Source organism: Azospirillum sp. Marseille-Q6669 (assembly GCF_965111635.1).
The window spans coordinates 164,837-186,117 of sequence record NZ_CBCOOP010000001.1; the positions used below are offsets into that span (position 1 = coordinate 164,837).

Annotated in this window: 22 protein-coding genes; 10 read left to right on the plus strand and 12 right to left on the minus strand. The window is 70.6% G+C overall.

Going from position 1 to position 21,281, the window contains the following annotated elements; translation table 11 throughout:
- Window positions 1-125 precede the first annotated feature (125 nt).
- Window positions 126-272 (plus strand): hypothetical protein, encoded by a 147-nt coding sequence (locus ACWPXE_RS00665; RefSeq protein WP_454016253.1) that lies wholly within the window; start codon window positions 126-128, stop codon window positions 270-272.
- Window positions 273-296: 24 nt separating this feature from the next.
- Here the strand turns inward: ACWPXE_RS00665 and ACWPXE_RS00670 are convergent, their stop codons facing one another.
- Window positions 297-758, minus strand: coding sequence for an Lrp/AsnC ligand binding domain-containing protein (locus tag ACWPXE_RS00670; RefSeq protein WP_454016254.1), 462 nt, complete (start codon window positions 756-758; stop codon window positions 297-299).
- A gap of 168 nt (window positions 759-926) precedes the next feature.
- Here ACWPXE_RS00670 and proC point away from each other — a divergent pair, with 168 nt between their 5' ends.
- Together proC and putA are read left to right on the plus strand one after the other, a co-directional pair.
- On the plus strand, window positions 927-1,811 hold the full coding sequence (proC, locus tag ACWPXE_RS00675) for a pyrroline-5-carboxylate reductase (RefSeq protein WP_454016255.1): 885 nt from the start codon (window positions 927-929) through the stop codon (window positions 1,809-1,811).
- A gap of 69 nt (window positions 1,812-1,880) precedes the next feature.
- Window positions 1,881-5,609, plus strand: coding sequence for a trifunctional transcriptional regulator/proline dehydrogenase/L-glutamate gamma-semialdehyde dehydrogenase (gene putA / locus ACWPXE_RS00680; RefSeq protein ID WP_454016256.1), 3,729 nt, complete (start codon window positions 1,881-1,883; stop codon window positions 5,607-5,609).
- 47 nt (window positions 5,610-5,656) lie between these two features.
- Here the strand turns inward: putA and ACWPXE_RS00685 are convergent, their stop codons facing one another.
- A complete protein-coding gene (locus ACWPXE_RS00685; protein ID WP_149163922.1) occupies window positions 5,657-5,845 on the minus strand; it encodes a hypothetical protein in 189 nt (62 codons plus the stop codon).
- A 211-nt stretch (window positions 5,846-6,056) separates the two neighbouring features.
- On the opposite strand from ACWPXE_RS00685, the gene ACWPXE_RS00690 reads away from it, so the two are divergent.
- Entirely contained in the window at window positions 6,057-7,097 is a 1,041-nt protein-coding gene (locus ACWPXE_RS00690; protein WP_454016257.1) for an MBL fold metallo-hydrolase, read from the plus strand.
- A 15-nt stretch (window positions 7,098-7,112) separates the two neighbouring features.
- Here ACWPXE_RS00690 and ACWPXE_RS00695 read toward each other — a convergent pair whose 3' ends face one another.
- Window positions 7,113-7,820: an extensin-like domain-containing protein gene (locus ACWPXE_RS00695; RefSeq protein ID WP_454016258.1), complete on the minus strand. Its 708-nt coding sequence runs from the start codon at window positions 7,818-7,820 to the stop codon at window positions 7,113-7,115.
- A gap of 217 nt (window positions 7,821-8,037) precedes the next feature.
- Here ACWPXE_RS00695 and ACWPXE_RS00700 point away from each other — a divergent pair, with 217 nt between their 5' ends.
- Window positions 8,038-8,343 carry a hypothetical protein gene (locus ACWPXE_RS00700; RefSeq protein WP_454016259.1) on the plus strand — a complete coding sequence of 102 codons (306 nt, stop codon included), beginning with the start codon at window positions 8,038-8,040 and terminating at the stop codon, window positions 8,341-8,343.
- A gap of 15 nt (window positions 8,344-8,358) precedes the next feature.
- On the opposite strand, the gene ACWPXE_RS00705 is transcribed toward ACWPXE_RS00700, so the two are convergent.
- The 5 genes from ACWPXE_RS00705 to ACWPXE_RS00725 form a co-directional block, all read right to left on the minus strand.
- Window positions 8,359-8,790 carry a hypothetical protein gene (locus ACWPXE_RS00705; protein ID WP_145682063.1) on the minus strand — a complete coding sequence of 144 codons (432 nt, stop codon included), beginning with the start codon at window positions 8,788-8,790 and terminating at the stop codon, window positions 8,359-8,361.
- Between the two features lie 140 nt (window positions 8,791-8,930).
- The gene (locus ACWPXE_RS00710) at window positions 8,931-9,266 is read right to left on the minus strand and encodes a hypothetical protein (protein ID WP_454016260.1); all 336 of its coding nucleotides are present in this window, start codon (window positions 9,264-9,266) and stop codon (window positions 8,931-8,933) included.
- A 59-nt stretch (window positions 9,267-9,325) separates the two neighbouring features.
- A complete protein-coding gene (locus ACWPXE_RS00715) occupies window positions 9,326-10,144 on the minus strand; it encodes an anti-sigma factor family protein (protein ID WP_454016261.1) in 819 nt (272 codons plus the stop codon).
- A 3-nt stretch (window positions 10,145-10,147) separates the two neighbouring features.
- Entirely contained in the window at window positions 10,148-10,696 is a 549-nt protein-coding gene (locus ACWPXE_RS00720) for a sigma-70 family RNA polymerase sigma factor (protein WP_454016262.1), read from the minus strand.
- 92 nt (window positions 10,697-10,788) lie between these two features.
- Entirely contained in the window at window positions 10,789-11,160 is a 372-nt protein-coding gene (locus ACWPXE_RS00725) for a cytochrome c maturation protein CcmE (RefSeq protein ID WP_454016263.1), read from the minus strand.
- A 185-nt stretch (window positions 11,161-11,345) separates the two neighbouring features.
- Here ACWPXE_RS00725 and ACWPXE_RS00730 point away from each other — a divergent pair, with 185 nt between their 5' ends.
- Window positions 11,346-11,696, plus strand: coding sequence for an ArsR/SmtB family transcription factor (locus tag ACWPXE_RS00730; protein WP_454016264.1), 351 nt, complete (start codon window positions 11,346-11,348; stop codon window positions 11,694-11,696).
- A gap of 10 nt (window positions 11,697-11,706) precedes the next feature.
- On the opposite strand, the gene ACWPXE_RS00735 is transcribed toward ACWPXE_RS00730, so the two are convergent.
- Genes ACWPXE_RS00735 through ACWPXE_RS00745 form a run of 3 tightly spaced genes read right to left on the minus strand, consistent with a single transcriptional unit; the run spans window position 11,707 to window position 16,401 of the window.
- Window positions 11,707-12,030 carry a rhodanese-like domain-containing protein gene (locus ACWPXE_RS00735; RefSeq protein WP_454016265.1) on the minus strand — a complete coding sequence of 108 codons (324 nt, stop codon included), beginning with the start codon at window positions 12,028-12,030 and terminating at the stop codon, window positions 11,707-11,709.
- Window positions 12,031-12,083: 53 nt separating this feature from the next.
- Entirely contained in the window at window positions 12,084-15,338 is a 3,255-nt protein-coding gene (locus ACWPXE_RS00740; RefSeq protein ID WP_454016266.1) for an efflux RND transporter permease subunit, read from the minus strand.
- Between the two features lie 10 nt (window positions 15,339-15,348).
- On the minus strand, window positions 15,349-16,401 hold the full coding sequence (locus ACWPXE_RS00745) for an efflux RND transporter periplasmic adaptor subunit (protein ID WP_454016267.1): 1,053 nt from the start codon (window positions 16,399-16,401) through the stop codon (window positions 15,349-15,351).
- Between the two features lie 134 nt (window positions 16,402-16,535).
- On the opposite strand from ACWPXE_RS00745, the gene ACWPXE_RS00750 reads away from it, so the two are divergent.
- From ACWPXE_RS00750 to ACWPXE_RS00765, 4 genes are all read left to right on the plus strand, one after another.
- A complete protein-coding gene (locus tag ACWPXE_RS00750; RefSeq protein ID WP_454016268.1) occupies window positions 16,536-16,739 on the plus strand; it encodes a YgaP family membrane protein in 204 nt (67 codons plus the stop codon).
- 86 nt (window positions 16,740-16,825) lie between these two features.
- A complete protein-coding gene (locus tag ACWPXE_RS00755; protein WP_454016269.1) occupies window positions 16,826-18,121 on the plus strand; it encodes an NAD(P)/FAD-dependent oxidoreductase in 1,296 nt (431 codons plus the stop codon).
- 104 nt (window positions 18,122-18,225) lie between these two features.
- Window positions 18,226-20,091 carry a sensor histidine kinase gene (locus ACWPXE_RS00760; RefSeq protein ID WP_454016270.1) on the plus strand — a complete coding sequence of 622 codons (1,866 nt, stop codon included), beginning with the start codon at window positions 18,226-18,228 and terminating at the stop codon, window positions 20,089-20,091.
- Complete coding sequence (locus ACWPXE_RS00765; protein WP_145624798.1) at window positions 20,081-20,692, plus strand: response regulator transcription factor; 612 nt, start codon at window positions 20,081-20,083, stop codon at window positions 20,690-20,692. The genes ACWPXE_RS00760 and ACWPXE_RS00765 overlap by 11 nt, the downstream gene beginning before the upstream one ends.
- A 3-nt stretch (window positions 20,693-20,695) precedes the next feature.
- On the opposite strand, the gene trxC is transcribed toward ACWPXE_RS00765, so the two are convergent.
- On the minus strand, window positions 20,696-21,145 hold the full coding sequence (trxC, locus tag ACWPXE_RS00770) for a thioredoxin TrxC (protein ID WP_454016271.1): 450 nt from the start codon (window positions 21,143-21,145) through the stop codon (window positions 20,696-20,698).
- Window positions 21,146-21,281 lie beyond the last annotated feature (136 nt).

Here is a 21,281-nt window from a genome sequence, read left to right on the forward strand (position 1 = left end):
AGAATGGCGGGGATGCGGACAAAAAGGAGGGCGTTTCCGGAATCAGGCCATCCATTGACTCGGGTCAATCCGCCGAACCCGGTCCGGGCGTAGCCTCCCCTCCATGCTTTGCAAGGAGGTATGACATGGAAACGATGGTCTTTCTGGCGCTGGCGCTTCTGCTGACCGGCTTCCTGACGGCGCTCTCGGTGCTGGGCTTGGCCACGCTGCACGCGACGGTACGGGTCGTCCTTCCGGCCCGCCCTGCGGTGGCCCCCGTCCGGGTGTCGTGACCAGGCGCCTTATATGATCAGGCGTCAGAGGGGGAGGGGGCCGTCGTTCTTGACCTCCTCCATCACCGCGTAGGTTCGGGTTTCCCGGACGCCGGGCAGCGACAGCAGCACATCCCCGAGGAACCGCCGGTAGGCCGCCATGTCGGCCACCCGCGTCTTCACCAGATAATCGAACCCGCCGGCCACCATGTGGCATTCCAGGACCTCCGGCGCGTGTCGGATGGCCTGGGCGAAGCGGTCGAACACGTCGGGCGTCGTCTTGTCGAGCAGCACCTCGACGAACACCATCAGCCCGAAGCCCAGCCGGTGCGGATCGAGCCGCGCCGTGAACCCCGTGACATAGCCGTCCTTCAGCAACCGCCGCATCCGCTCGCCGGCGGTCGTGGCGGATAGGCCGACCCGCTCCGCCAGATCCACGGCGGAAATCCGCCCGTCCATCTGCAAAACCGCCAGGATGCGCCGGTCAGTCCGGTCAAGCTCCGTCATTTTCGCGCTCCACGCCACTTTTAGCCGTTGATATCGCGGCCTGAAGGCAAAAACAACCATGGAGGCACGGCGGACTCCGCGATAGTCTGCGGATGCCGCAGTGGAACAAGCAAAACAAAGCGGACGCCGCGGCTTTGAAAAGACGAATTGGATCGGGTGAGAGACACCGTGACCTTCGACATTGGCCCTAAGACCGCGGATGGCGCCGGATCGGCGCTGGGCGGCGGCACGATCCTTCTGCTGGGTGCCGGACGCATGGGCGGCGCCATGCTGCGCGGCTGGCTGGCGCAGGGCGTGCCGGCCTCCGCCATTTCGGTTGCCGACCCCAGCCCCGCGCCGGATCTGGTCGAACTGGCCGCGCGGACCGGCGTCCGCTTGAATCCGGCGGACGGTGCCGCGGTCGATACCGCCCCAGTCGATACCCTGGTGGTCGCGGTCAAGCCGCAGATGGTGGAGAGCGCCGCGGCGGGGGTGCAGGCGACGCTGGCGCCGCACACGCTGGTGCTGTCGATCATGGCGGGCAAGACGCTGGCCGACCTGCGCCGCCTGTTCCCGGCGGCGGGCAGCGTCGTGCGCGCGATGCCGAACCTTCCGGCGGCGGTCGGGCGCGGCGCCACCGTCGCGGTGGTCGAGCCGGGCTGCCCGGCCGAGCGGAAGGCGCGCGCCGCGTCCCTGCTGACCGCGGTCGGGAGCCTGGAGTGGTTGGCCGACGAGGCGCTGGTCGATGCCGCCACGGCGCTGTCCGGCTCCGGCCCCGCCTATGTCTTCTACCTCGTGGAGTGTTTGACCCGCGCCGGAGTGGAGGTGGGGCTGCCCGCCGACGTGTCGGAACGGCTGGCCCGCGCCACGGTCGAGGGGGCGGGGGCACTGATGGGTGCCACCGGCCAGCCGGCGGCCGAGCTGCGCGCCGGCGTGACCTCCCCCGGCGGGACCACGGCGGCCGGCCTTTCCAAGCTGATGGCCGATGACCACCTCCAGAGTCTGTTGAACGCGACCCTGCGCGCGGCGGCCCAGCGTGCCGCCGAACTGGGCGGAACCGGCCCGAAAGCCTGAGAAACACCCCCCCTTTCACCATCAGGGACCGGCTCGCCCCCGGCCTGCGGATTCGAGCGGACGACACCGATGAACAGCATGACCAACCCGACCGCCACCCGGACCGCCACCCCGCCCGCCGCGTCCGGCCGCGCGGCGCCCTTCGCGGATTTCGCCCCGCCGATCCGTCCTGCGACCGATCTGCGCGCCGCGATCACCGCCGCCTACCGGCGGCCCGAGCCGGACTGCCTGCCTTTCCTGTTCGAGCAGGCGTCGCTGCCGCCCGGTGTCATCACCGCGGCGGCGGCGACCGCCCGCAAGCTGATCACCGCCCTGCGCGCCAAGCCACGGGGCCGCGGCGTCGAAGGGCTGATCCACGAATACAGCCTGTCCAGCCAGGAGGGCATGGCGCTGATGTGTCTGGCCGAGGCGCTGCTGCGCATCCCCGACCACGCCACGCGCGACGCGCTGATCCGCGACAAGATCGCCGGGGGTGACTGGCAGGCCCATCTCGGCAAGGGCGGCTCGATGTTCGTCAACGCCGCCACCTGGGGTCTGCTGATCACCGGCAAGCTGACCTCGGCTGGCGGGGAGCAGGCGCTGTCCTCCGCCCTGACGCGCCTGATCGCGCGCGGCGGAGAGCCGTTGATCCGCCGCGGCGTCGACTTCGCCATGCGCATGATGGGCGAGCAGTTCGTCACCGGCCAGACCATCCAGGAGGCGCTGACCAACGCCCGCCCGATGGAGGCCGAGGGTTTCCGCTACTCCTACGACATGCTGGGCGAGGCGGCGCTGACGGCGGAGGACGCCGCGCGCTACTACGCCGACTACGAGAACGCCATCCACGCCATCGGCAAGGCGTCGGCGGGGCGCGGCGTCTATGAGGGGCCGGGCATCTCCATCAAGCTGTCGGCGATCCACCCGCGCTATTCCCGCGCCCAGGCCGACCGGGTGATGGACGAGCTGCTGCCGCGCGTGAAGGCGCTGGCGCTGCTCGCCAAGGGCTACGACATCGGCCTGAACATCGACGCCGAGGAGGCCGACCGGTTGGAGCTGTCGCTCGACCTGATGGAATCGCTGTGCTTCGACCCGGATCTGGCGGGCTGGAACGGCATCGGCTTCGTCGTCCAGGCCTACGGCAAACGCTGCCCGTACGTCATCGACTTCCTGGTCGATCTGGCGCGGCGCAGCGGCCACCGGCTGATGATCCGGCTGGTCAAGGGCGCCTATTGGGACAGCGAGATCAAGCGCGCCCAACTCGACGGGCTGCCCGACTTCCCGGTCTACACGCGCAAGGTCTACACCGACGTCTCCTACGTTGCCTGCGCCCGTAAGCTGCTGGCCGCTCCGGAGGCGGTGTTCCCGCAGTTCGCCACCCACAACGCCCAGACGCTCGCCACCATTTACGAGATGGCCGGCAGCGACTTCCAGGTCGGCAAGTACGAGTTCCAGTGCCTGCACGGCATGGGGGAGCCGCTCTACAAGGAGGTTGTCGGCCCGCTGAAGCGGCCCTGCCGCATCTACGCGCCGGTCGGCACGCACGAGACGCTGCTGGCCTATCTGGTCCGCCGCCTGCTGGAAAACGGGGCCAACAGCTCCTTCGTCAACCGTATCGCCGATCCGGCGGTCCCGGTCGACGAGCTGGTCGCCGATCCGGTTGCGGTCGCCAGGGCCATCGCCCCGCTGGGCGCGCCGCACGCGCTGATCGCCCTGCCGCGGAACCTCTACGCGCCGGAGCGGGTCAACTCCGCCGGCATCGACCTGTCCGACGAGACGGAGCTGGCCCGCCTGTCCGCCGCCCTGTCGGCCAGCGCCGTGATGACCTGGACCGCCGCGCCGCTGCTGGCGGACGGCGAGCGGGCGGGGCAGGCCCAGCCGGTGCGCAACCCCGCCGACCGCCGCGACGTGGTGGGCACGGTGACCGAGGCGAGCGAGGCCCTGGTGGCGGAGGCCTTCGGCCACGCCGTCGCCGCGGCGTCCGCCTGGGCCGCCACCCCGCCGGAGGAGCGCGCCGCCAGCCTGTTCCGCGCCGCCGACGCGATGCAGGAGCGGATGCCGACCCTGCTCGGCCTGATCGTCCGCGAGGCCGGCAAGTCGCTGCCCAACGCCATCGCCGAGGTGCGGGAGGCCATCGACTTCCTGCGCTACTACGGGGCGCAGGCGCGCGACCGTTTCGACAACGCCACCCACCGCCCGCTGGGGCCGGTGGTCTGCATCAGCCCGTGGAACTTCCCGCTCGCCATCTTCTCCGGCCAGATCGCCGCGGCGCTGGCCGCCGGTAACCCGGTGCTGGCGAAGCCGGCCGAGGAAACCCCGCTGATCGCCGCCGAGGCCGTGCGCATCCTGCACGCCGCGGGCATCCCCGCCGGGGCGCTCCAGCTTCTGCCCGGCGCGGGGGAGGTCGGCGCCGCCCTGGTCGGGCACGAGGCGGTGCGCGGCGTGATGTTCACCGGCTCCACCGAGGTGGCGCGGCTGATCCAGCGCCAACTCGCCGGGCGCCTGCTGCCGGACGGCGCGCCGATCCCGTTGATCGCCGAGACCGGCGGCCAGAACGCCATGATCGTGGACAGCTCCGCCCTGGCCGAGCAGGTGGTCGGCGACGTGATCGCGTCCGCCTTCGACAGCGCCGGCCAGCGCTGCTCCGCCCTGCGCATCCTCTGCCTGCAGGAGGACGTGGCCGACCGCACGCTCGCCATGCTGAAGGGCGCCATGCGGGAACTGCGCATCGGCAACCCGGACCGGCTGGCGGTTGATGTCGGCCCGGTCATCAGCGAGGAGGCCCGCGCCACCATCGCCGCCCACATCGAGGCGATGCGCGCCAAGGGCCGCAATGTGGAGTTCCTGCCGCTGCCCACCGAGACGGCGGACGGCACCTTCATCGCCCCGACGGTGATCGAGATCGCCAGCATCGGCGAGCTGGAGCGGGAGGTCTTCGGCCCGGTCCTGCACGTCGTCCGCTTCCACCGCGACGACCTCGACGCGCTGGTCGATGCGATCAACGCCACCGGCTACGGCCTGACCTTCGGCCTGCACACCCGCATCGACGCCACCATCGAGCGGGTCACCGAGCGGATCGGCGCGGGCAACGTCTACGTCAACCGCAACACCATCGGCGCGGTGGTCGGGGTGCAGCCCTTCGGCGGCCACGGCCTGTCGGGCACCGGCCCCAAGGCGGGCGGCCCGCTCTACCTCTCCCGCCTGCTCAGCCGCCGTCCCAAGGGCTGGCTGGAGTTCCGCGGGCCGGACGCCGCACGCGCGGCCGGGCTGGCCTACGGCGAGTGGCTGCGCGCCAAGGGCTTCACGGCGGAGGCGTCGCGCTGCGCCGGCTATGCGGCACGCAGCGCCATCGGCGGCGGTGCCGAGCTGAACGGCCCAGTGGGCGAGCGCAACCTCTATGAACTGCATGGGCGGGGCCGCGTCCTGCTGCTGCCTCAGACGCGGACGGGTCTGCTGCTCCAACTCGGCGCGGTCCTGGCGACGGGCAACAGCGCCGCGGTGGACGCCCCGCCGGAGCTTGGCGAGCTGCTGCGCGGCCTGCCGCCGGCGCTGGCCGCGCGGGTGCGGACCACGGCGGATTGGCGCGACGTCGGGCCGCTCGCCGCGGTTCTGGTGGAAGGCGACCGCGAGCGCGTGACCGCCATCAACCGGCGCGTCGCGGAGCTTCCCGGCCCGATCCTGCTGGTGCAGGCGGCGACCGCCGAGGCGCTGGCGGCGGGACGGGGCGAGGGCTACGACCTCGACCTGCTGCTGAACGAGCGGTCGATCAGCGTCAACACCGCGGCGGCGGGCGGCAACGCCAGCCTCGTCGCCATGAGCTGACCTGGGAGCTGACGGCTTCGAACGGATCGGGGTGGGCGGTGCGCCGTCTACCCCGCAACCTCCCGTTCGATCACCAGCTCCTCGTCATCGATTCGCAGGAAGGACCCGACCTCCAGATCGCCCCGTGCGATGGCGTCGTTGACGATGATCTGCGCCTCCGCGAGTGTGATCGTCCGGTCATCAAAGAAAACCGGCCCGTCGGCGTGGCGGATGATCCTGAACGTTGCGGTGGTCATCCGGGTATTCTCCTTTGGCAATGCCCTTTCGTTAACCGGTGCGCGGCGCATTCGTCGCGAATCCCTTGATGCTCCCGCGGCGGAGCGGGTGTGAAACGAAACACGAGGTGCGTCAATGGTCGGAATGTTCTATCTGCGGATAGTTGACCGGGCCCGAGCCAACGGGTAGCCAAGAGTTTGGGGGCACCGCAGCGCAAGGAGGATCATCAGGGTGAAAGACGACGCCGAACTCATCCGCCATCCGTTTTCCGAAGCACCGGATAATGGAACGGTCCGGGAGGTGGCGCCGGGTGTGCTGTGGCTGCGCCTGCCGCTGCCCTACGCACTGGACCACGTCAATCTCTACCTCTTCGAGGAAGGGGACGGCTGGGCGCTGTTCGACACCGGGCTGGGCGACGACGTCAGCCGCGACTGCTGGGACCGTCTGCTGCGCGGCCCGCTGGGCGGCAAGCCGATCGTCCGGCTGGTGGTCAGCCACTTCCACCCCGACCATGTCGGTCTGGCCGGCTGGCTGCACGAGCGTTTCGCCCCACCGCTGCACATGACGCAGAGCGAGTATTTCTACGCCAAGCTGCTGCAGCAGGGCCGCGACCCCCAGGCGCTGGAGGCGCAGGAGACGTTCTACCAATCCGGCGGCCTGTCGCCCGACGAGATCCAGCAGATGCTCGGCCGCGGCCTCAGCTACCTGAACCGCACGACCGGGCTGGCCCCCGGCTTCGAGCGGATGATTCCCGGCCAGACCCTGCGGCTGGGCGGGCGCGACTGGCGCATCCTGACCGGCGGCGGCCATTCGCCGGAGCAGGCGATGCTCTATTGCGCCGCCGACCGGCTGTTCCTCGCCGCCGATCAGGTCATCGCGCGCATCTCCCCCAACGTCAGCGTCTCGGCGATGCAGCCCAAGGCCGACCCGCTGGGGCTCTACCTGTCGTCGCTGGCCGCGATCCGCGAGGAGGTGGCGGCGGACGCGCTGGTCCTGTCCGGGCACAGGCTGCCCTTCTACGGGCTGGACCACCGCACCCGCGCGCTAGAGGCCCACCACGCCGACCGCTGCACGCAGATCGCCGAGACCTGCCGCGCCAAGCCGCTGAGCTGCAAGGAGCTGGTTCCGGTGCTGTTCCGCCGGGCGCTGGATTCGCACCAGCTGAGCTTCGCCTTCGGCGAGGCGCTGGCACACCTCAACCACATGGTCGGGCGCGGCGAGCTGCGCATCGAGACGCGCGCCGACGGCGTGCTGGCCTACCACAGTGCCTGATCCGGCGGCGTCGGCTCACCGGCAGACGCGGTAGGCTCCCATGTCGAGGTGGAAGTGGTCGCGGTGGGCCTCGTTGTAGTCGGGGCCCAGCACCGCGCGGAACACCTCGCAGGCACCGTCGCGCACCTCGCGCAGGAAGGCGCCTTTACGCCCATCTGCCGGACTCCAGTCGCCGGGCAGGGCGATGGTGGTGCCGTCGGCCAGCGTGAAGCCGGCGATGTCGAGGGCGTTGGCGGTGGCGTGCTCGCTGCGTCGCCCCTCCGCCCGGCCGTAGACGTTGCGGCAGGCGTAGCTTCCCAGATGCCGCACCCGCGTCACCCGCTGGCCGAAATGCCGCTGCGCCGCGGGCTGGAGCGTGTGCGTCTCGAACCGCATCCAGGCGGCGGCGAGCGGGCAGGTGACCGTGAAGCCGCCGTTGAAGGCCACCGCCGAGCGGCTGACCCGCACCGCGTCGGTCAGGCCGCAGCCATCCTCCGCCCGGCGGTCGGTCACCGGACTGAACCGCAAGTCCGTTGCGCCCAGAATGGCGTGGCACTGCCGGGGCGCACCGTCCAGCCGGGACAGCTTGAGGCGGGTCAGCAGGTTCGGCACGTCCCCGATGTCCAGCGGCGCCCAGGGGTCGTAGCGGGGCGGAACCGCGACCGCGCCCGTTCCCACCATCGCCGCCCCGCCCAAGGCGGCCAGAAGCAGCAGGGCCGCCGTCCAGCGGAAGAACCGTCCCATGCGTCTGCCGTCACTCCCCGTTGCCGTGCCACAGGGTGAACAGCCGGGATCGTCGCGCGGCTTCCCCGGAACCTATTCCCCCTAATTGCTTATGAACCGGCGGTAGGGGCGGACTGTTGTCCAAGCGGCGGTTCATCCGTTCGTGCAATTGGACGGAGCGTGACTTCCATGCCACAGTTCCAGCGTTACCCTTCGTCACGCGGTGAGGGAGAGGCCCATGTCCGATGCACACGATGAAGTCCTGGCCATGCAGGGCCGGACCGAACGCGCGAATTCCACGATCCCGCTCACCGCTTCCTCCGCGCTGGCCTCTGCCGCGGCGCTGTTCCGGAAGATCGAAACGCCCCCGCCGTCCCCACCCGCCGAGGAGTGGATCGTCGGCGACGCCGGGGCCTTCGGCATTGGCGCCTACGGTCGTCTGTCCGCCACGGTTCCTGCGGCGTCGGTGGCGCCGGAGCTGCTGGCGCGTCGGGAGCTGGCGGCACGGCTCGACGGCGGGATGGCCGAGGACACTGCCGGCTGAGGCGCGGATCGTTGCTCAGCCGTCCTTGCGATAGAGGTCGACCAACGCCGTGAGAACGGCGGGATCGTCGTAGCGGCCAAGGAACAGGTCGCCGATGGCCCGGCGCAGCAGGATGCTGATCCGGGCACGGGCGCGGCCATGGACGGCGCCCTCCAGCCGGCGGCAGCGGTTGCACAGCAGGCGGACCCGCTCGACCGCGGAGCGGGTGATGCGCAGCGCCTCGACGCTGACCAGGATGTCGGTGGTGGCGGCGTATTCGGTGGCCTCCGGCCAGGGCACGCGGCGCCCGCGCCCGTCGCGCCACGTCTCGTCCGCCCCGTCGTACCAGCGCCCGTCGGGCAGGCAGCGCACGACCACCCCGTCGGGCCGCCCGCAGCAGCGGCAGCGCAAATTCCCCGAGGTCTCCCCCACACGCACCGGGTCGAGATAGGGCGCACGGATCTGCATCCGGTTCCCGGAGCCTGTCTGCCTGCCCCGCATCGGCTGTTCCAGTCCCCGTCTTGGAAATCCCCGACCGGGGGCATGTCCCCGGCGGAACGGGGACCATGACACGGAACGGCCGGTTAAGCGCGTGACTTCTGCCCGGATCAGGCCGCGAAGGGCATCAAAAGCAGCGTGACCGAGGCCAGGGTGAAGGCGGCCATCGACCGCCGCCCCACGGCGACGGCGGCCTCGTCCTGCCCGCCTTCCTCCAGGCGCAGCGCCAGGAAGCCCTGGGCCATGCCCGACGCGAAGGTGATGAAGTGGATGATCGCGAGGCCGGGCAGCGCGTCCAGCCCCAGCAGCTGGGTAACCGCGCCCAGAACCATGCCGTTGAAGGCGGCCTGCCGCAGGATCGGTTCCCAATGCTCGCGGGCGACGAAGGTTTCGACCATGTCCAGCGGATGGCCGTTCCGCTCGTCCGGATCGGTGTGCAGGCTCATGGCTGGGCTCCACAGGCTTGGTGGGGCTCCGCCCGACAGGGTCTCAGGGCGGTGCGGTGTCAGGATCGGCGGATGCTGTCCGCCATCTTCTTGGCGACGGTCAGCAGATCGCCGTCGGCCTTGTTGCCGGTGACCGTGTAGGCGACCAGCCCGGCCCGCCAATAGACGAGCCGCAGGCTGTCCTGCACGACGGTGTGCAGCGTGCCGTCCTGCGCCGGGCCACCGGAGGCGACGAACAGGGTCAGCAACTCGCCGTCCGGCTCCCTGTAGAGAAACTGGAGAGCGGTGCCATGGTTCCACGGCACGATGCTGGCCCGGATCAGGGTCAGTTCCGGACCGATGGCGGGAAGCGCCACCGTCATGCCGCGGCCCTCCGGCAGCGGCACCTGGGCGGTCTGCACCGGGACCGGTGTGACGTTCGTCTGGGGCGGGGCCGGCTGCAGCGTGTTGAGCGCGACCGCCTTGGAATGGGCGTCCGCCGCCTCGTCCGCGAAGGCGGGGACGTCGTCGACCTCGCCGGCCAGCTGCGGTCCGGCGGCCCCGCCCGACTGCACCCACACGGTCAGGCTCCATCCCCCCATGACCAGCAGCATGGCGGCGGCCAGCGGGGCGACCCGCCGGGAGAAGCGGTCCATGTCCAGGCGCCAGCGCAGGCGCCCGGCCAGCGTTTCGGTCTCCTGCACCGAAACGCTGGCCATCATGTCGAGGCCGAGCTTCAGCATCTCCTGCTGGTGCCGGTACTCGTGCAGCTTGGCGGCCAGGGCCGGGTTGGCGGCGAGCCGCGCCTCGAAGGCGGCGCGGCGGACCGGCTCCATCTCGCCGTCCATGTAGAGATGCAGGTCGGCGTCCTGGTTGAGGCTGATGGGATCACCGCCCATGGCTCACCTCACCGCCCGCAGCGCGGTCTGGGCGCGGTCGCGCTGGTCCATCTCCCGGCGGCCCATCTCCCGGTGGCCCATCTCCACACGCAGCGCCTCCCGTCCGCGGGCCAGACGCGACATCAGCGTGCCGAGCGGAATGTCCAACTGGCGGGCGGCCTCCTGGTAGCTCATCCCCTCCACGGCGACGAGGGTGAGGACGCGGCGCTGCTCGTCGGGAAGGGTGGCGAAGGCCTCGATGGTCCGCATCAGCTCGACATGGTCCGGCTGGTTGGGCGGCATCTGCCCGTGGGTCATGGCCTCGATGGTCGAGGCGCCGCGCGCCCGCACCTGCTCCCGCCGCACCCCGTTGACGTGGACGTTGTGCAGGATGCCGAACAGCCAGGAACGCAGGTCGCCGTTCGGCCGGAAGGTCCGGGAGCCGGAAATGGCGCGCACCAACGTCTCCTGCACGAGATCCTCCGCATCGTCGCGGTTGCGCGCCAGCGCGAGGGCGTAGCGGCGCAGGGAGCGCAGTTGATTCGACAGTTGATCGCGCAGGCTGAACGTCACGTCTCCACCCCGTGGACTGGATTTTCCCGATTTCCTGCTCCGTTTTCGTTTCGGGAGGGCCTTTTAATCCCGGGGCGGGACGCTTTCCGCAGTCAATCGTCGTCGTGGTCGCGGGATGGCCGGTGCAGGGAGCCATCGGCGAGGATGATCTCGCTGGCCATCAGCCCGCCCTTGCGGATACGCCCGGTGACGGTGATGGGCGCGCCTTGCGCAATGCCGTCCGGCAGGAGGCCGCGCACCGTGACATCGGTCCGTGCGCTGTCATCCTGGATGGTCATCCAATTCGCGCCCACCGCGGCGACCGTTCCGGAGACAGTGCCGCCACCGGTCCGCAGCGCGTCGGCGACCGGCTGCGGTGAGGAGGGCTGAACCGCGCGGTCCCGCTCGCCCGCGTCGGCGGAGCCGGACAGCAGAAGGGCGGCGAAGGCCGCGGCCAGAACAGGGAGGGTGGTGGAACGGTGCATGATCCTGTCTCCATCGCAAGGGGCGGGAGGTCCGCCCGAACAGGAGTGATCATGACAAGGCGCGTCTGAGCCTCGCCTGAACGGGGCGTTCAACCGCGGTTCAGGAAGGCCGGTCACAATCCGCTTGATCGGCGGGGGGTTGCCTATAAATTAGAGAAACCTCATTTAAAGGGTGGACGTGGCCCATGCCATCCATCGAGCCGCCGCTCGACCCCGCCGAACTGGAAGAGCGGGCCGCCGAGGCGGAGGCCTTCCTGCGCTCCATCGCCAGCCGCCACCGGCTGATGATCCTGTGCAGCCTGCTGGACGGGGAGATGCCGGTGGGCGACCTCGCGCGGCGGCTCGGCCTGTCGCAGTCGAACCTGTCCCAGCACCTTGCCAAGCTGCGGGACGAGGGGCTGGTCGCCACCCGGCGGGACGGCACGTCGATCCACTACCGCATCGGGTCGGACCGGGTGCGCCCGATCCTGCTGGAGCTGTACCGCCAGTTCTGCGTCGGCGCACGCTGCGTGGCCGACGCGGACCCGTTACCCTGAAATCCTCCTCTCAGCGCTCGATCGGGCCGGACGCGGCCATCCAGGCGGCCAGGCCGCCGTTCAGTCGGTAAATACCCCCGGTGTAGCCGCCGGCCGCCATCCTGGCCGACGCCGGGCCGCAGCGCCGCCCGCTCTGGCAATGGAAGACCAGATGCTTGCCCGTCGCGTCCGGCACGCGGGCCGGGTCGAACTGCGACAGCGGCACCAGCGTGGCGCCGGGGATGTGGCCGGCGCGATGTTCGTGCGGTTCGCGGACATCGACGATCACCGCCGAGCCGTCCTTCATCCAGCCCATGACGGTGGCCGCATCGACGGTCTTGATCTGGTCGCTCATGGCGTTTGCGCTCCGGTTGAGGCCGAGACGGGAAAGGAGGGTCTTGAGCATGGTCATCCCTGGATGTCGAGGAGTTCACGGCGGTGATGGACGGCGGGCGGCGGCGGGGGAGCGGCGGTCGTCTCCTCCCCGCGCAGGACGATGTAGATCGCTGGGATCACCAGCACCGTCAGAAGGGTCGAGCTGAACAGCCCGAACAGCAGCGAGATCGCCAGCCCCTGGAAGATCGGGTCGGTCAGGATGAAGGCGGCGCCGATCATGGCGGCGACGGCGGTCAGCAGGATCGGCTTGAAGCGGATGGCCCCAGCCTCCAGCACCGCCTCGCGCAGCGGGGTCCCGCGCTCCCTCAGATGGCGGATGAAGTCCACCAGCAGGATGGAATTGCGCACGATGATCCCGGCCAACGCGATGAAGCCGATCATCGAGGTGGCCGTGAAGGCCGCTCCGAACAGCCAATGGCCCAGCACGATTCCGATCAGGGTCAGCGGCACCGGCACCAGGATCACCAGCGGCAGCTTGAAGCTCCCGAACTGCGCGACGACCAGCAGATAGATGCCGAGGATCGCCACCCCGAAGGCCGCCCCCATGTCGCGGAAGGTGACATAGGTGACCTCCCACTCGCCGTCCCACAGCAGGACGGGCCGGCTCTGGTCGTCCGGCTGGCCGTGCAGCCGGATCTCCGGCGCGGCGGCCAGCCCGGCGGCGGGCCAATCGACGGCCTTCAGATGCTCCTGCACCGCCAGCATGCCGTAGATTGGCGCCTCGAAGCGCCCGGCCAGATCGGCCATGACCATCTCCGCGAAGCGCCCGTTGTGGCGGAACAGCGTGTGGGAGGCGGGTTCCCGCGTCATCGTCACCAGATCGCCCAGCTCCACCGTGCCGCGCGCCCCCGGAACCGGGGTGGCGAGGAGGCGTTCGGACAGGAACAGGCCGGAGCGCGGCATCTGCACGGCGATCTCAATGGGCGTGCGCCCCGCCCCGCGGTGCGAGTAGCCGACGGGAACGCCGCCGGTCAGCGCGCGCAGCGTGTCGTAGACGGCCTGCTCCTCCACGCCGTGGAATTCCAGGCTTTCGCGATCCAGCGCGAAACGCAGCCGTTCGCCGGGTGGGCGGATGCTGTTCTCCACGTCGACGATGAAGTCCACGCCGCGGAAGGCGCCCTCCACCGCCAGCGCCGCCTTGCGCCGGGTCTCCGCGTCGGGGCCGTAGACCTCCATCAGCAGGGTGGAGAGCACGGGCGGACCGGGCGGCACCTCGACCACCTTCAGCACGGTCCCGGCGGGCAGGGGGAGGCCGGACAGCCGCGCCCGGATGTCGAGCGCGACCGCGTGGCTGCTGCGGCTCCGCTCGCTCTTGGGGGCGAGGTTGACCTGAAGGTCGCCCTGCTCCGGCTGGTCGCGCAGGTAGTAATGCCGGACCAGACCGTTGAAGTTGAAGGGGGCTGCGGTCCCGGCATAGACTTGGACGCTGGCCAGTTCCGGCAGATCGGCAATCTTCTGTGCTGCGGCGAGCAGGGCGCGCTCCGTGTTCTCCGGCGCCGCGCCGCGCGGCAGGTCGAGCACCACCTGAAGCTCCGACTTGTTGTCGAAGGGCAGCAGCTTGACCGCCACGTCCTTGGTGTAGAACAGCGCCGTCGAGGCGAGCGTCGCCACCCCGACCGCCAGCAGGAAGATCCAGGCCCGCCGCTTGCTGCGCACGACCGGGCGCGCCGCGGCGCGGTAGAGGCGCCCCAGCCGCCCGCCGTCCTGCTCGCCGTGTCCACCCGCCGGAGTTTCGCCCGGACGCAGCGTCACCATCAGCCAGGGCGTCAGCACCATGGCGACGAAGAAGCTGAAGACCATGGCCGCCGAGGCGTTGGCCGGGATCGGGCTCATGTAGGGACCCATCAGGCCGGAGACGAACATCATCGGCAGCAGGGCGGCGATGACCGTCAGGGTGGCGACGATGGTCGGATTGCCGACCTCCGCCACCGCCTCGATGGCGGCCTGGACCTTGCTCCGCCCGTCGCGCATCGACCAATGACGGTCGATGTTCTCCACCACCACGATGGCGTCGTCGACCAGGATGCCGATGGAGAAGATCAGGGCGAACAGACTGACGCGATTGATGGTGTAGCCCATCAGCCAGGATGCGAACATGGTCAGCAGGATGGTCGTCGGGATGACCACCAGCGTCACCAGCCCTTCCCGCCAGCCGATGGCGAGAACGATCAGCCCGACGATGGTGACGGTGGCGAGCGCCAGATGGAACAGCAGCTCGTTGACCTTCTCGTCGGCCGTCTCGCCGTAGTTGCGGGTGACGGTCAGCGTCAGGTCCTTGGGAAGCCCCTCCGCCTGGATGGCCTGGACGCGCTCCAGCACGCGGTCGGCGATGGTGACGGCATTGGCCCCGGCGCGCTTGGCGATGGCGATGGTGACGGCGGGAGTGCGGACCAGCCCGCCCTTGCCGTCCGGCACCAGATGCCAGGCGCTGCTCTCGCCGGGCCGCGCCCCCGCCACCACGTCGGCCACGTCCTTTACATAGACTGGCCGCCCGTCACGGGTGGTGACCAGAAGCAGCCCGATGTCCGCCGTGCCCTGGAGCGTCTGGCCGGCGACCACCGGCAGGCTGCCGCCCGCGCTGCGCACCGACCCGGCGATGAAGGAGCGGTTGGCGTTCTTCACCTTGTCCACGAGCTGGTTCAGCGTGACGCCGTAGAGCGCCAGCCGCTCCGGGTCGGGCTCCACGCGGATCTGGTCGGGCTGGCCGCCGACGATGAAGCTGCGCCCCACATCCTCCACCTGGACGAGCTGGCCCAGCAGGTCGTCGGCCACGCCGTGCAGGGCATTGTCGGTCCAGCGCCCGGCGGCCTCCGCCCTGGGCGACAGGGTGAGCGTCAGGATGGCGACGTCGTTGATGCCGCGCCCGACGATCAGCGGTTCCGGGATGCCCAGCGGAATGCGGTCCATGCTGGCGCGCACCTTCTCGTGCACGCGCAGGACGGCGTCGTCGGACGGGGTGCCGACGAGGAAGCGCGCGGTGACCACCACGCGGTCGTCCATGGTCTGGCTGTAGGTGTGCTCGACCCCGTCGATGCCCTTGACGATCTCCTCCAGCGGCCGGGTGACCAGCTCCACGGCGTCGCCAGCCTTCAGCCCGTCCGCCTGGACGAGGATGTCGACCATGGGGACGCTGATCTGCGGTTCCTCCTCACGCGGCAGCGACAGCAGGGCGATGGCGCCGACCGCCAGCGAGGCGAGCAGCAGCAGCGGGGTCAGGGGCGAGCGGATGAAGGTCCGCGTCAGCACCCCGGAAAGGCCGAGCCTCATGGCGTCCCCCTCACGAGCCCGCCGGGCGGACGATGACGTCGCCGGGCTTCAGGCCGGACAGGATCTCCAGCCCGCCGGGCCGGTCGCCGACCGTGGGAATCTCACCGCCCGCCTGAACCGGGACCTCCGTCCCGTCGGCTAGCCGGACGAAATCGGTGCCGAAGCGGCGCAGCAGCCAATCCGGCGGAATCACCACCGCGTCGCGCGTGCCCGTGGCGACATAGACCCGCACCCGCTCGCCGACGAAGAAGTTGCCCAGGCCGCTGACCGTGGCGTCGGCGACCACCCGACCGCCGTCCATCTCGGGATAGACCTGCCGGACGGCGCCGCGCGCCAGCGCCGTGGCGCCGGGATCGGTGACGGTCACCGGAGCCAGCCCGCGCTGGCCGACCAGCACCGGGTCGCCCTCCTTCAGGAAGCGGGCGTGCCGCTCCGGCAGGCGCAGCCGCAGGATGTAGGTGTCGGTGGCGATGCTGGCGACCGGCTCGCCCGGCATGACCACGGCGCCGTCGATCACCTTGACCTGAAGGATGCGCCCGGCGGCGGGGGCCAGCACCTCTCCCTCCCACGCCTGTTGGACGACGACGGAGCGTTCGGCCTCCATGGCGGCGATCTGGGCGTGGGCGACGTCCAGCGCGGCCTGCGCGTCGTCCAGCCGCTGCTGCGTGCCGGTGCCGCTGGCGCGGAGCTGGCGGGCGCGTCCAAGCTCCAGCTCCGCCTGATGCTGCTGCGCCTTCAGCGCCTGGATGCGCGCGTCCAGCGCGGCGAGTTGGAGCGGCAGCTTGGGGTCGTGAACGGTGGCGATGACCTGCCCGATGGTCACCTTGTCGCCCTCCGTCGCCTTCAGGTCGGCCACGGTGCCGCCGATGCGCGTGCGGGCCAGCGTCTCGCGCACGCTTTCCACGGTGGCGAAGACGGCCTTCAGATCCTCCACCGGGCGCGGCTGCACGGTCAGGCTGTCGGGTTCGGCCGCCGTCGCGGACAGGGGAAGGAGGGCCGCCAGCAGGGCGACGGCGAGCAGCGCCTTGCGGACCGGCGTGCGTGGAGGAAGGGAGCGGGGCATGGCGGGCCACTTCGGACGGGAGGAGCGGAACTCAGGGCGTCTTGATCCTATATTTTAGGAATTGCTAATTTAGCGTCAACGAATAAAATGCGAAAGCCAGCCGGCAGTCCGTCCGGCCTGAAGGAGACCGCCTCATGAGCATCGACCGCATCGTCATGGCTTTCGCCGGGACCGTGATCCTGCTGAGCCTCGCCTTGTCCCAGCTTCACGGCCCGAACTGGCTGTGGCTGACCGCCTTCGTCGGGGCCAACCTGCTCCAGGCGGCCTTCACCGGCTTCTGTCCGCTGGCGATCGTGCTGAAGCGGATCGGGCTGCGCCCCGGCATGGCCTTCGAGTAGGCGCGGGCCGGGCAAGGCGGGGCATTCGACCAAGACACACAACCGGGCAGCCCAACAGACCCGGATCGTCCGGAGAGGAAACGGATATGGCCCACATCGTCGTACTCGGGGCGGGCATCGGCGGCATACCGATGGCCTACGAGCTGAAGGATCGGACGCGGCCCGGCGACCGGATCACCGTCGTGTCGAACAGCGGCCAGTTCCAGTTCGTGCCGTCCAACCCCTGGGTGGCGGTCGGCTGGCGCAAGCGCAGCGACATCACCGTCGCTCTGGCGGAGCCCTTCGCCCGCAAGGGCATCGCCTTCAACCATTCCGGCTGCCGCGCGCTGCGGCCCCAGGACAACGCGCTGGATCTCGGGGACGGGACCAGCCTCGGCTACGACCAGCTCGTCATCGCCACCGGCCCCGAACTGGCCTTCGACGAGATCGAGGGCTTCGGGCCGCAGGCCAACACCGTCTCGATCTGCCACGTCGACCACGCGGAGGCGGCGGCCCAGCGGTGGGAGGCGTTCTGCCGCGACCCCGGCCCGCTGGTCGTCGGGGCGGTTCAGGGGGCGTCCTGCTTCGGCCCGGCCTACGAGTTCGCGATGATCGCCGACGCCGACCTGCGCCGCCGCAAAATCCGCCACAGGGTGCCGATGACCTTCGTCACGTCGGAACCCTACATCGGGCATCTCGGGCTGGGCGGGGTGGGCGACACCAAGGGACTTCTGGAATCGGCGCTGCGCGAGCGCCACATCCAATGGATCGCCAACGCCCGCGTCGACCGCTTCGAGCCCGACACGGTCCACGTCACGGAGGTCGATGCCGACGGCAAGGACAAGGCGCGGCACATGGTGAGCAGCCGCCTGACCATGATGCTCCCCGCCTTCCGCGGCATCGCCCCGTTGCGCGGTGTGGAGGGGCTGGTGAACCCGCGCGGTTTCGTGCTGACCGACTGCCACCAGCGCAACCCGACCTTCCGCAACGTCTTCGGCGTCGGCGTCTGCATCGCCATCCCGCCGGTGGAGAAGACCCCCGTCCCGGTCGGCGTTCCGAAGACCGGCTACATGATCGAGACCATGGTGACCGCCGCCGCCCACAACATCCGCGCTATCCTGGACGGCAGGGAACCGACGGAGGAGGCGACCTGGAACGCGCTCTGCCTCGCCGATTTCGGGGATAGCGGAGTCGCCTTCGTCGCCATGCCGCAGATCCCGCCGCGCAACGTCAACTGGTCGTCGCACGGGCGCTGGGTCCATCTCGCCAAGGTCGGCTTCGAGCGCTACTTCCTGCGCAAGGTGCGCAAGGGCATCGGCGAGCCGGTCTATGAACGCTACGCGCTGAAACTGCTGGGCCTGACGCGCGTGCAGCCGGACGCGCCGGCCACGCTGGACGGGTAAGGAGCCATACGGATTGAAAGTGGCCGGGCACGGGTGTATGCGGCGCGTGGGAAGCTGCCTTCCCCGCGCCTTTTCCCATTCACCGGCCCCGTCCGAAGGAAGCCATGCCCCCCACGCCCCGACCGGTTCGCCTGACGCTCGCGCTGGCCGGGATTCTCGCCGCGACGATTCTGGCGGTGGCCCCGGCTCGGGCGGCGGAACCGCCGATCCGCGTCGGCGTCCTGGCCTACCGCGGCGGCGACCACGCCAACGCCGTCTGGGAACCGACCGTCCGCTATCTGGCGGACCGCTTTCCGCAGCGCGGGGCGGAGATGGTGCCGCTCGACCTGCCGGGCATGGACGCGGCGGTGGCCGCCGGCGGCGTCGATTTCGTGCTGACCAACACCGGCAATTACGTGGAGCTGGAGGCCCGCCACGGCGTCACCCGCATCGCCACGCTCCATTCCTCCCGCTCCGGCGCGTCGGGAGCGGCGGTGGGTTCCGCTCTGATCGTCCGCGCCGGGCGCGACGACATCCGCAGCCTCGCCGACCTCAAGGGCAAGACCGTGATGGCGGTGGACCCCGACGCCTTCGGCGGCTTCCAGGTCGCCTGGGGGGCGCTGCTGACCGCCGGGGTCGATCCCTACGCCGACCTGAAGGAGCTGCGCTTCTCCGGTTTTCCCGTGGACCGCGTCGCCTTCGCCGTCCGCGACGACGCGGTGGACGCCGGCGTGCTGCGCGCCTGCGTGCTGGAGGAGCTGGCCCAGGAAGGCCACCTCGACCGCGCGGGTTTCCAGGTCGTCGGCGCCCGGACGGAGCCGGGGTTCGGCTGCGCCCTGTCCACCGGCCTCTATCCCGACTGGCCGCTCGCCCGGCTGGCCAACACGCCGGAGGATCTGGCGAAGGCGGTGGTGGTCGCTCTGTTCCAGATGCCCGACGGCCATCCGGCGGCGCTGGCCGGCGGCTACGAGGGCTGGACGGTGCCGATGGACTACCAGCCGGTCCATGGCCTGTTCCGCAGCCTGCGCATCGGTCCCTACGAGCATCTGCGCGACGTCACCCTGCTCGACCTCGCGCGCGAACACTGGCACTGGCTGGCGCTGGCGGCGCTGGCCCTGTTGTGGTGGGCGGTCCATTCGCTGCGGGTGGAGCATCTCATCAAGGTGCGCACCGCCGAGCTGCGCGCGGCCAACCGCGAGCTGCGCCGGGAGATGGCCGAGCGCCATCGCGCCGAGGAAACCGCCCGCGAGCGGCAGAAGGAGATGGACCACGTCGCCCGCCTCTCCATCCTCGGCGAGATGGCCAGCAACATCGCTCATGAGCTGAACCAGCCGCTGGGCGCCATCGCCAACTACGCGCGCGGCTGCACGCGGCGGCTGGAGGCCGGGGTGGGCAGCCCCGCGGAGTTCGCCGAGGCCTCCCGCGCCATCGCCACCCAGGCCGACCGCGCCGGGCAGATCATCGCCCGCATCCGCGACTTTGTGCGCAAGCGCGCCGTCCAGTTGGAGCCGGCCGACGTCAACGGCGCGGTGGAGGCGGCGTTGCAGCTTTGCGAGGGGCGGGCGCGCAGCGGCAACATCCCGGTCACCCGCGCACTGGCCCCCGGCCTGCCGCCGGTCCTGGCCGACCGGGTGCAGATCGAGCAGGTCGTCCTGAACCTTGTCAAGAACGCGCTGGATGCGATGGATGGTCTGGCGGACGGCGAGGCGGGGGAGGGACGCGGCGTCACCGTGCGCACCGGGCTGGACGTGGAGGGGCGGGTGGAGATCGCCGCGTCCGACCGCGGGCACGGCCTGTCGGGGGACGCGCGGGCGCGCCCGTTCGATCCCTTCTTCACCACCAAGCCCGGCGGCATGGGGCTGGGCCTGTCGATCTGCCGAACCATCGTGGAAAGCCATGGCGGCCATCTCTGGGCCACGGACAATCCGGGCGGGGGCGCCGTGGTGCGCCTCGTCCTGCCCGCAGCGGAGGAGAAGGTCGATGCAGGCTGACGCGGCCCGCACCGTCTACGTGGTGGACGACGATCCGGCGATGCGCCACTCGCTGGGCTGGCTGATCGGCTCGCTGGGCGTGGCGGTGGAGTCCTTCGGTTCCGGCGAGGAGTTCCTGCGCGCCGTCCGCGCCGACCGGCCCGGCTGCCTCGTCACCGACGTGCGCATGCCGGGGATGAGCGGGCTGGAGTTGCAGGACACGCTGGCCCGCGCCGGGTCGGTCCTGGCCGTCGTGGTCATCACCGGCCACGGCGACGTGCCGATGGCCGCCCGCGCCTTCCGCGCCGGGGCGGTGGACTTCATCGAGAAGCCCTTCAACGACCAGCTCCTCCTCGACCGGGTTCACGAGGCGCTGGAGACGTCCCGTCGGGCGTGGGAGGCGCAGGCGCGCAAGGCCCATGTCCGCGCCCTGCTGGCCCGCCTGACCCCGCGGGAGCGGCAGGTCGCCGATCTGGTGGTGCAGGGCAAGCCGAACAAGGTCATCGCGGCGGAGATCAACCTCAGCCTGAAGACGGTGGAGGTCCATCGCCACAACGTCATGGATAAGCTGGAGGTCGCCTCCGTCTCCGACCTGACCCGGCTGCTTCTGGAAGCGGAATAAGGGTCAGGCGGCCGCCATCGCCTGCCGCACCCAGCCGAGCAGGGCGGGCAGCGGCATCGCCCCGGCGGTGCGCGCCACCTCGCGCCCATGGTGGACCAGGACGAGGGTCGGAATGCTGCGCACGCCGAAGCGGGCGGCGAGATCGGGGGCAGCCTCGGTGTCGACCTTGGCGAGCCGGACGTGGGGCTCCAACTTGCCGGCGGCCTGTTCGAAGACCGGCGCCATCATCCGGCACGGCCCGCACCACTCCGCCCAGAAGTCGATGAGCAATGGCAGGTCGCTGCGCTCGGCCTGGGCGGTGAAGCGGGCGGCGGTCAGCGCGATGGGTTTGCCCTGGAACAGAGGCTGGCCGCAGCGGCCGCATTTGCCGGCGCCGGGCTGGTCCAGGCGTGCGCGCGGTAGGCGGTTCAGGGTGTCGCAGCTTGGGCAGGCGACGTGCAGAAGGTCGGACATGGCGCGGCTTCCCTCCAGGACGGGCGTCTTTATCAGCGTGATCTAATGCAGCGTCCGTGAAGCGCAAGAGGCCGCCGGCGCGGGGCAGGGCTGCGGTCGGCGCCCCTTTTCATTGTGGGGTCAAGCGAGTGGCACG

Excerpts from the sequence above, each read along its gene's own strand:
- ACWPXE_RS00665 (WP_454016253.1), top strand. The coding sequence starts at position 126 with ATGGAAACGATGGTCTTTCTGGCGCTGGCGCTTCTGCTGACCGGCTTC.
- ACWPXE_RS00670 (WP_454016254.1), bottom strand. The coding sequence starts at position 758 with ATGACGGAGCTTGACCGGACTGACCGGCGCATCCTGGCGGTTTTGCAG.
- putA (WP_454016256.1), top strand. The coding sequence starts at position 1,881 with ATGAACAGCATGACCAACCCGACCGCCACCCGGACCGCCACCCCGCCC.
- ACWPXE_RS00685 (WP_149163922.1), bottom strand. The coding sequence starts at position 5,845 with ATGACCACCGCAACGTTCAGGATCATCCGCCACGCCGACGGGCCGGTT.
- ACWPXE_RS00695 (WP_454016258.1), bottom strand. The coding sequence starts at position 7,820 with ATGGGACGGTTCTTCCGCTGGACGGCGGCCCTGCTGCTTCTGGCCGCC.
- ACWPXE_RS00700 (WP_454016259.1), top strand. The coding sequence starts at position 8,038 with ATGTCCGATGCACACGATGAAGTCCTGGCCATGCAGGGCCGGACCGAA.
- ACWPXE_RS00705 (WP_145682063.1), bottom strand. The coding sequence starts at position 8,790 with ATGCAGATCCGTGCGCCCTATCTCGACCCGGTGCGTGTGGGGGAGACC.
- ACWPXE_RS00710 (WP_454016260.1), bottom strand. The coding sequence starts at position 9,266 with ATGAGCCTGCACACCGATCCGGACGAGCGGAACGGCCATCCGCTGGAC.
- ACWPXE_RS00715 (WP_454016261.1), bottom strand. The coding sequence starts at position 10,144 with ATGGGCGGTGATCCCATCAGCCTCAACCAGGACGCCGACCTGCATCTC.
- ACWPXE_RS00725 (WP_454016263.1), bottom strand. The coding sequence starts at position 11,160 with ATGCACCGTTCCACCACCCTCCCTGTTCTGGCCGCGGCCTTCGCCGCC.
- ACWPXE_RS00730 (WP_454016264.1), top strand. The coding sequence starts at position 11,346 with ATGCCATCCATCGAGCCGCCGCTCGACCCCGCCGAACTGGAAGAGCGG.
- ACWPXE_RS00735 (WP_454016265.1), bottom strand. The coding sequence starts at position 12,030 with ATGAGCGACCAGATCAAGACCGTCGATGCGGCCACCGTCATGGGCTGG.
- ACWPXE_RS00740 (WP_454016266.1), bottom strand. The coding sequence starts at position 15,338 with ATGAGGCTCGGCCTTTCCGGGGTGCTGACGCGGACCTTCATCCGCTCG.
- ACWPXE_RS00745 (WP_454016267.1), bottom strand. The coding sequence starts at position 16,401 with ATGCCCCGCTCCCTTCCTCCACGCACGCCGGTCCGCAAGGCGCTGCTC.
- ACWPXE_RS00750 (WP_454016268.1), top strand. The coding sequence starts at position 16,536 with ATGAGCATCGACCGCATCGTCATGGCTTTCGCCGGGACCGTGATCCTG.
- ACWPXE_RS00755 (WP_454016269.1), top strand. The coding sequence starts at position 16,826 with ATGGCCCACATCGTCGTACTCGGGGCGGGCATCGGCGGCATACCGATG.
- ACWPXE_RS00760 (WP_454016270.1), top strand. The coding sequence starts at position 18,226 with ATGCCCCCCACGCCCCGACCGGTTCGCCTGACGCTCGCGCTGGCCGGG.
- ACWPXE_RS00765 (WP_145624798.1), top strand. The coding sequence starts at position 20,081 with ATGCAGGCTGACGCGGCCCGCACCGTCTACGTGGTGGACGACGATCCG.
- trxC (WP_454016271.1), bottom strand. The coding sequence starts at position 21,145 with ATGTCCGACCTTCTGCACGTCGCCTGCCCAAGCTGCGACACCCTGAAC.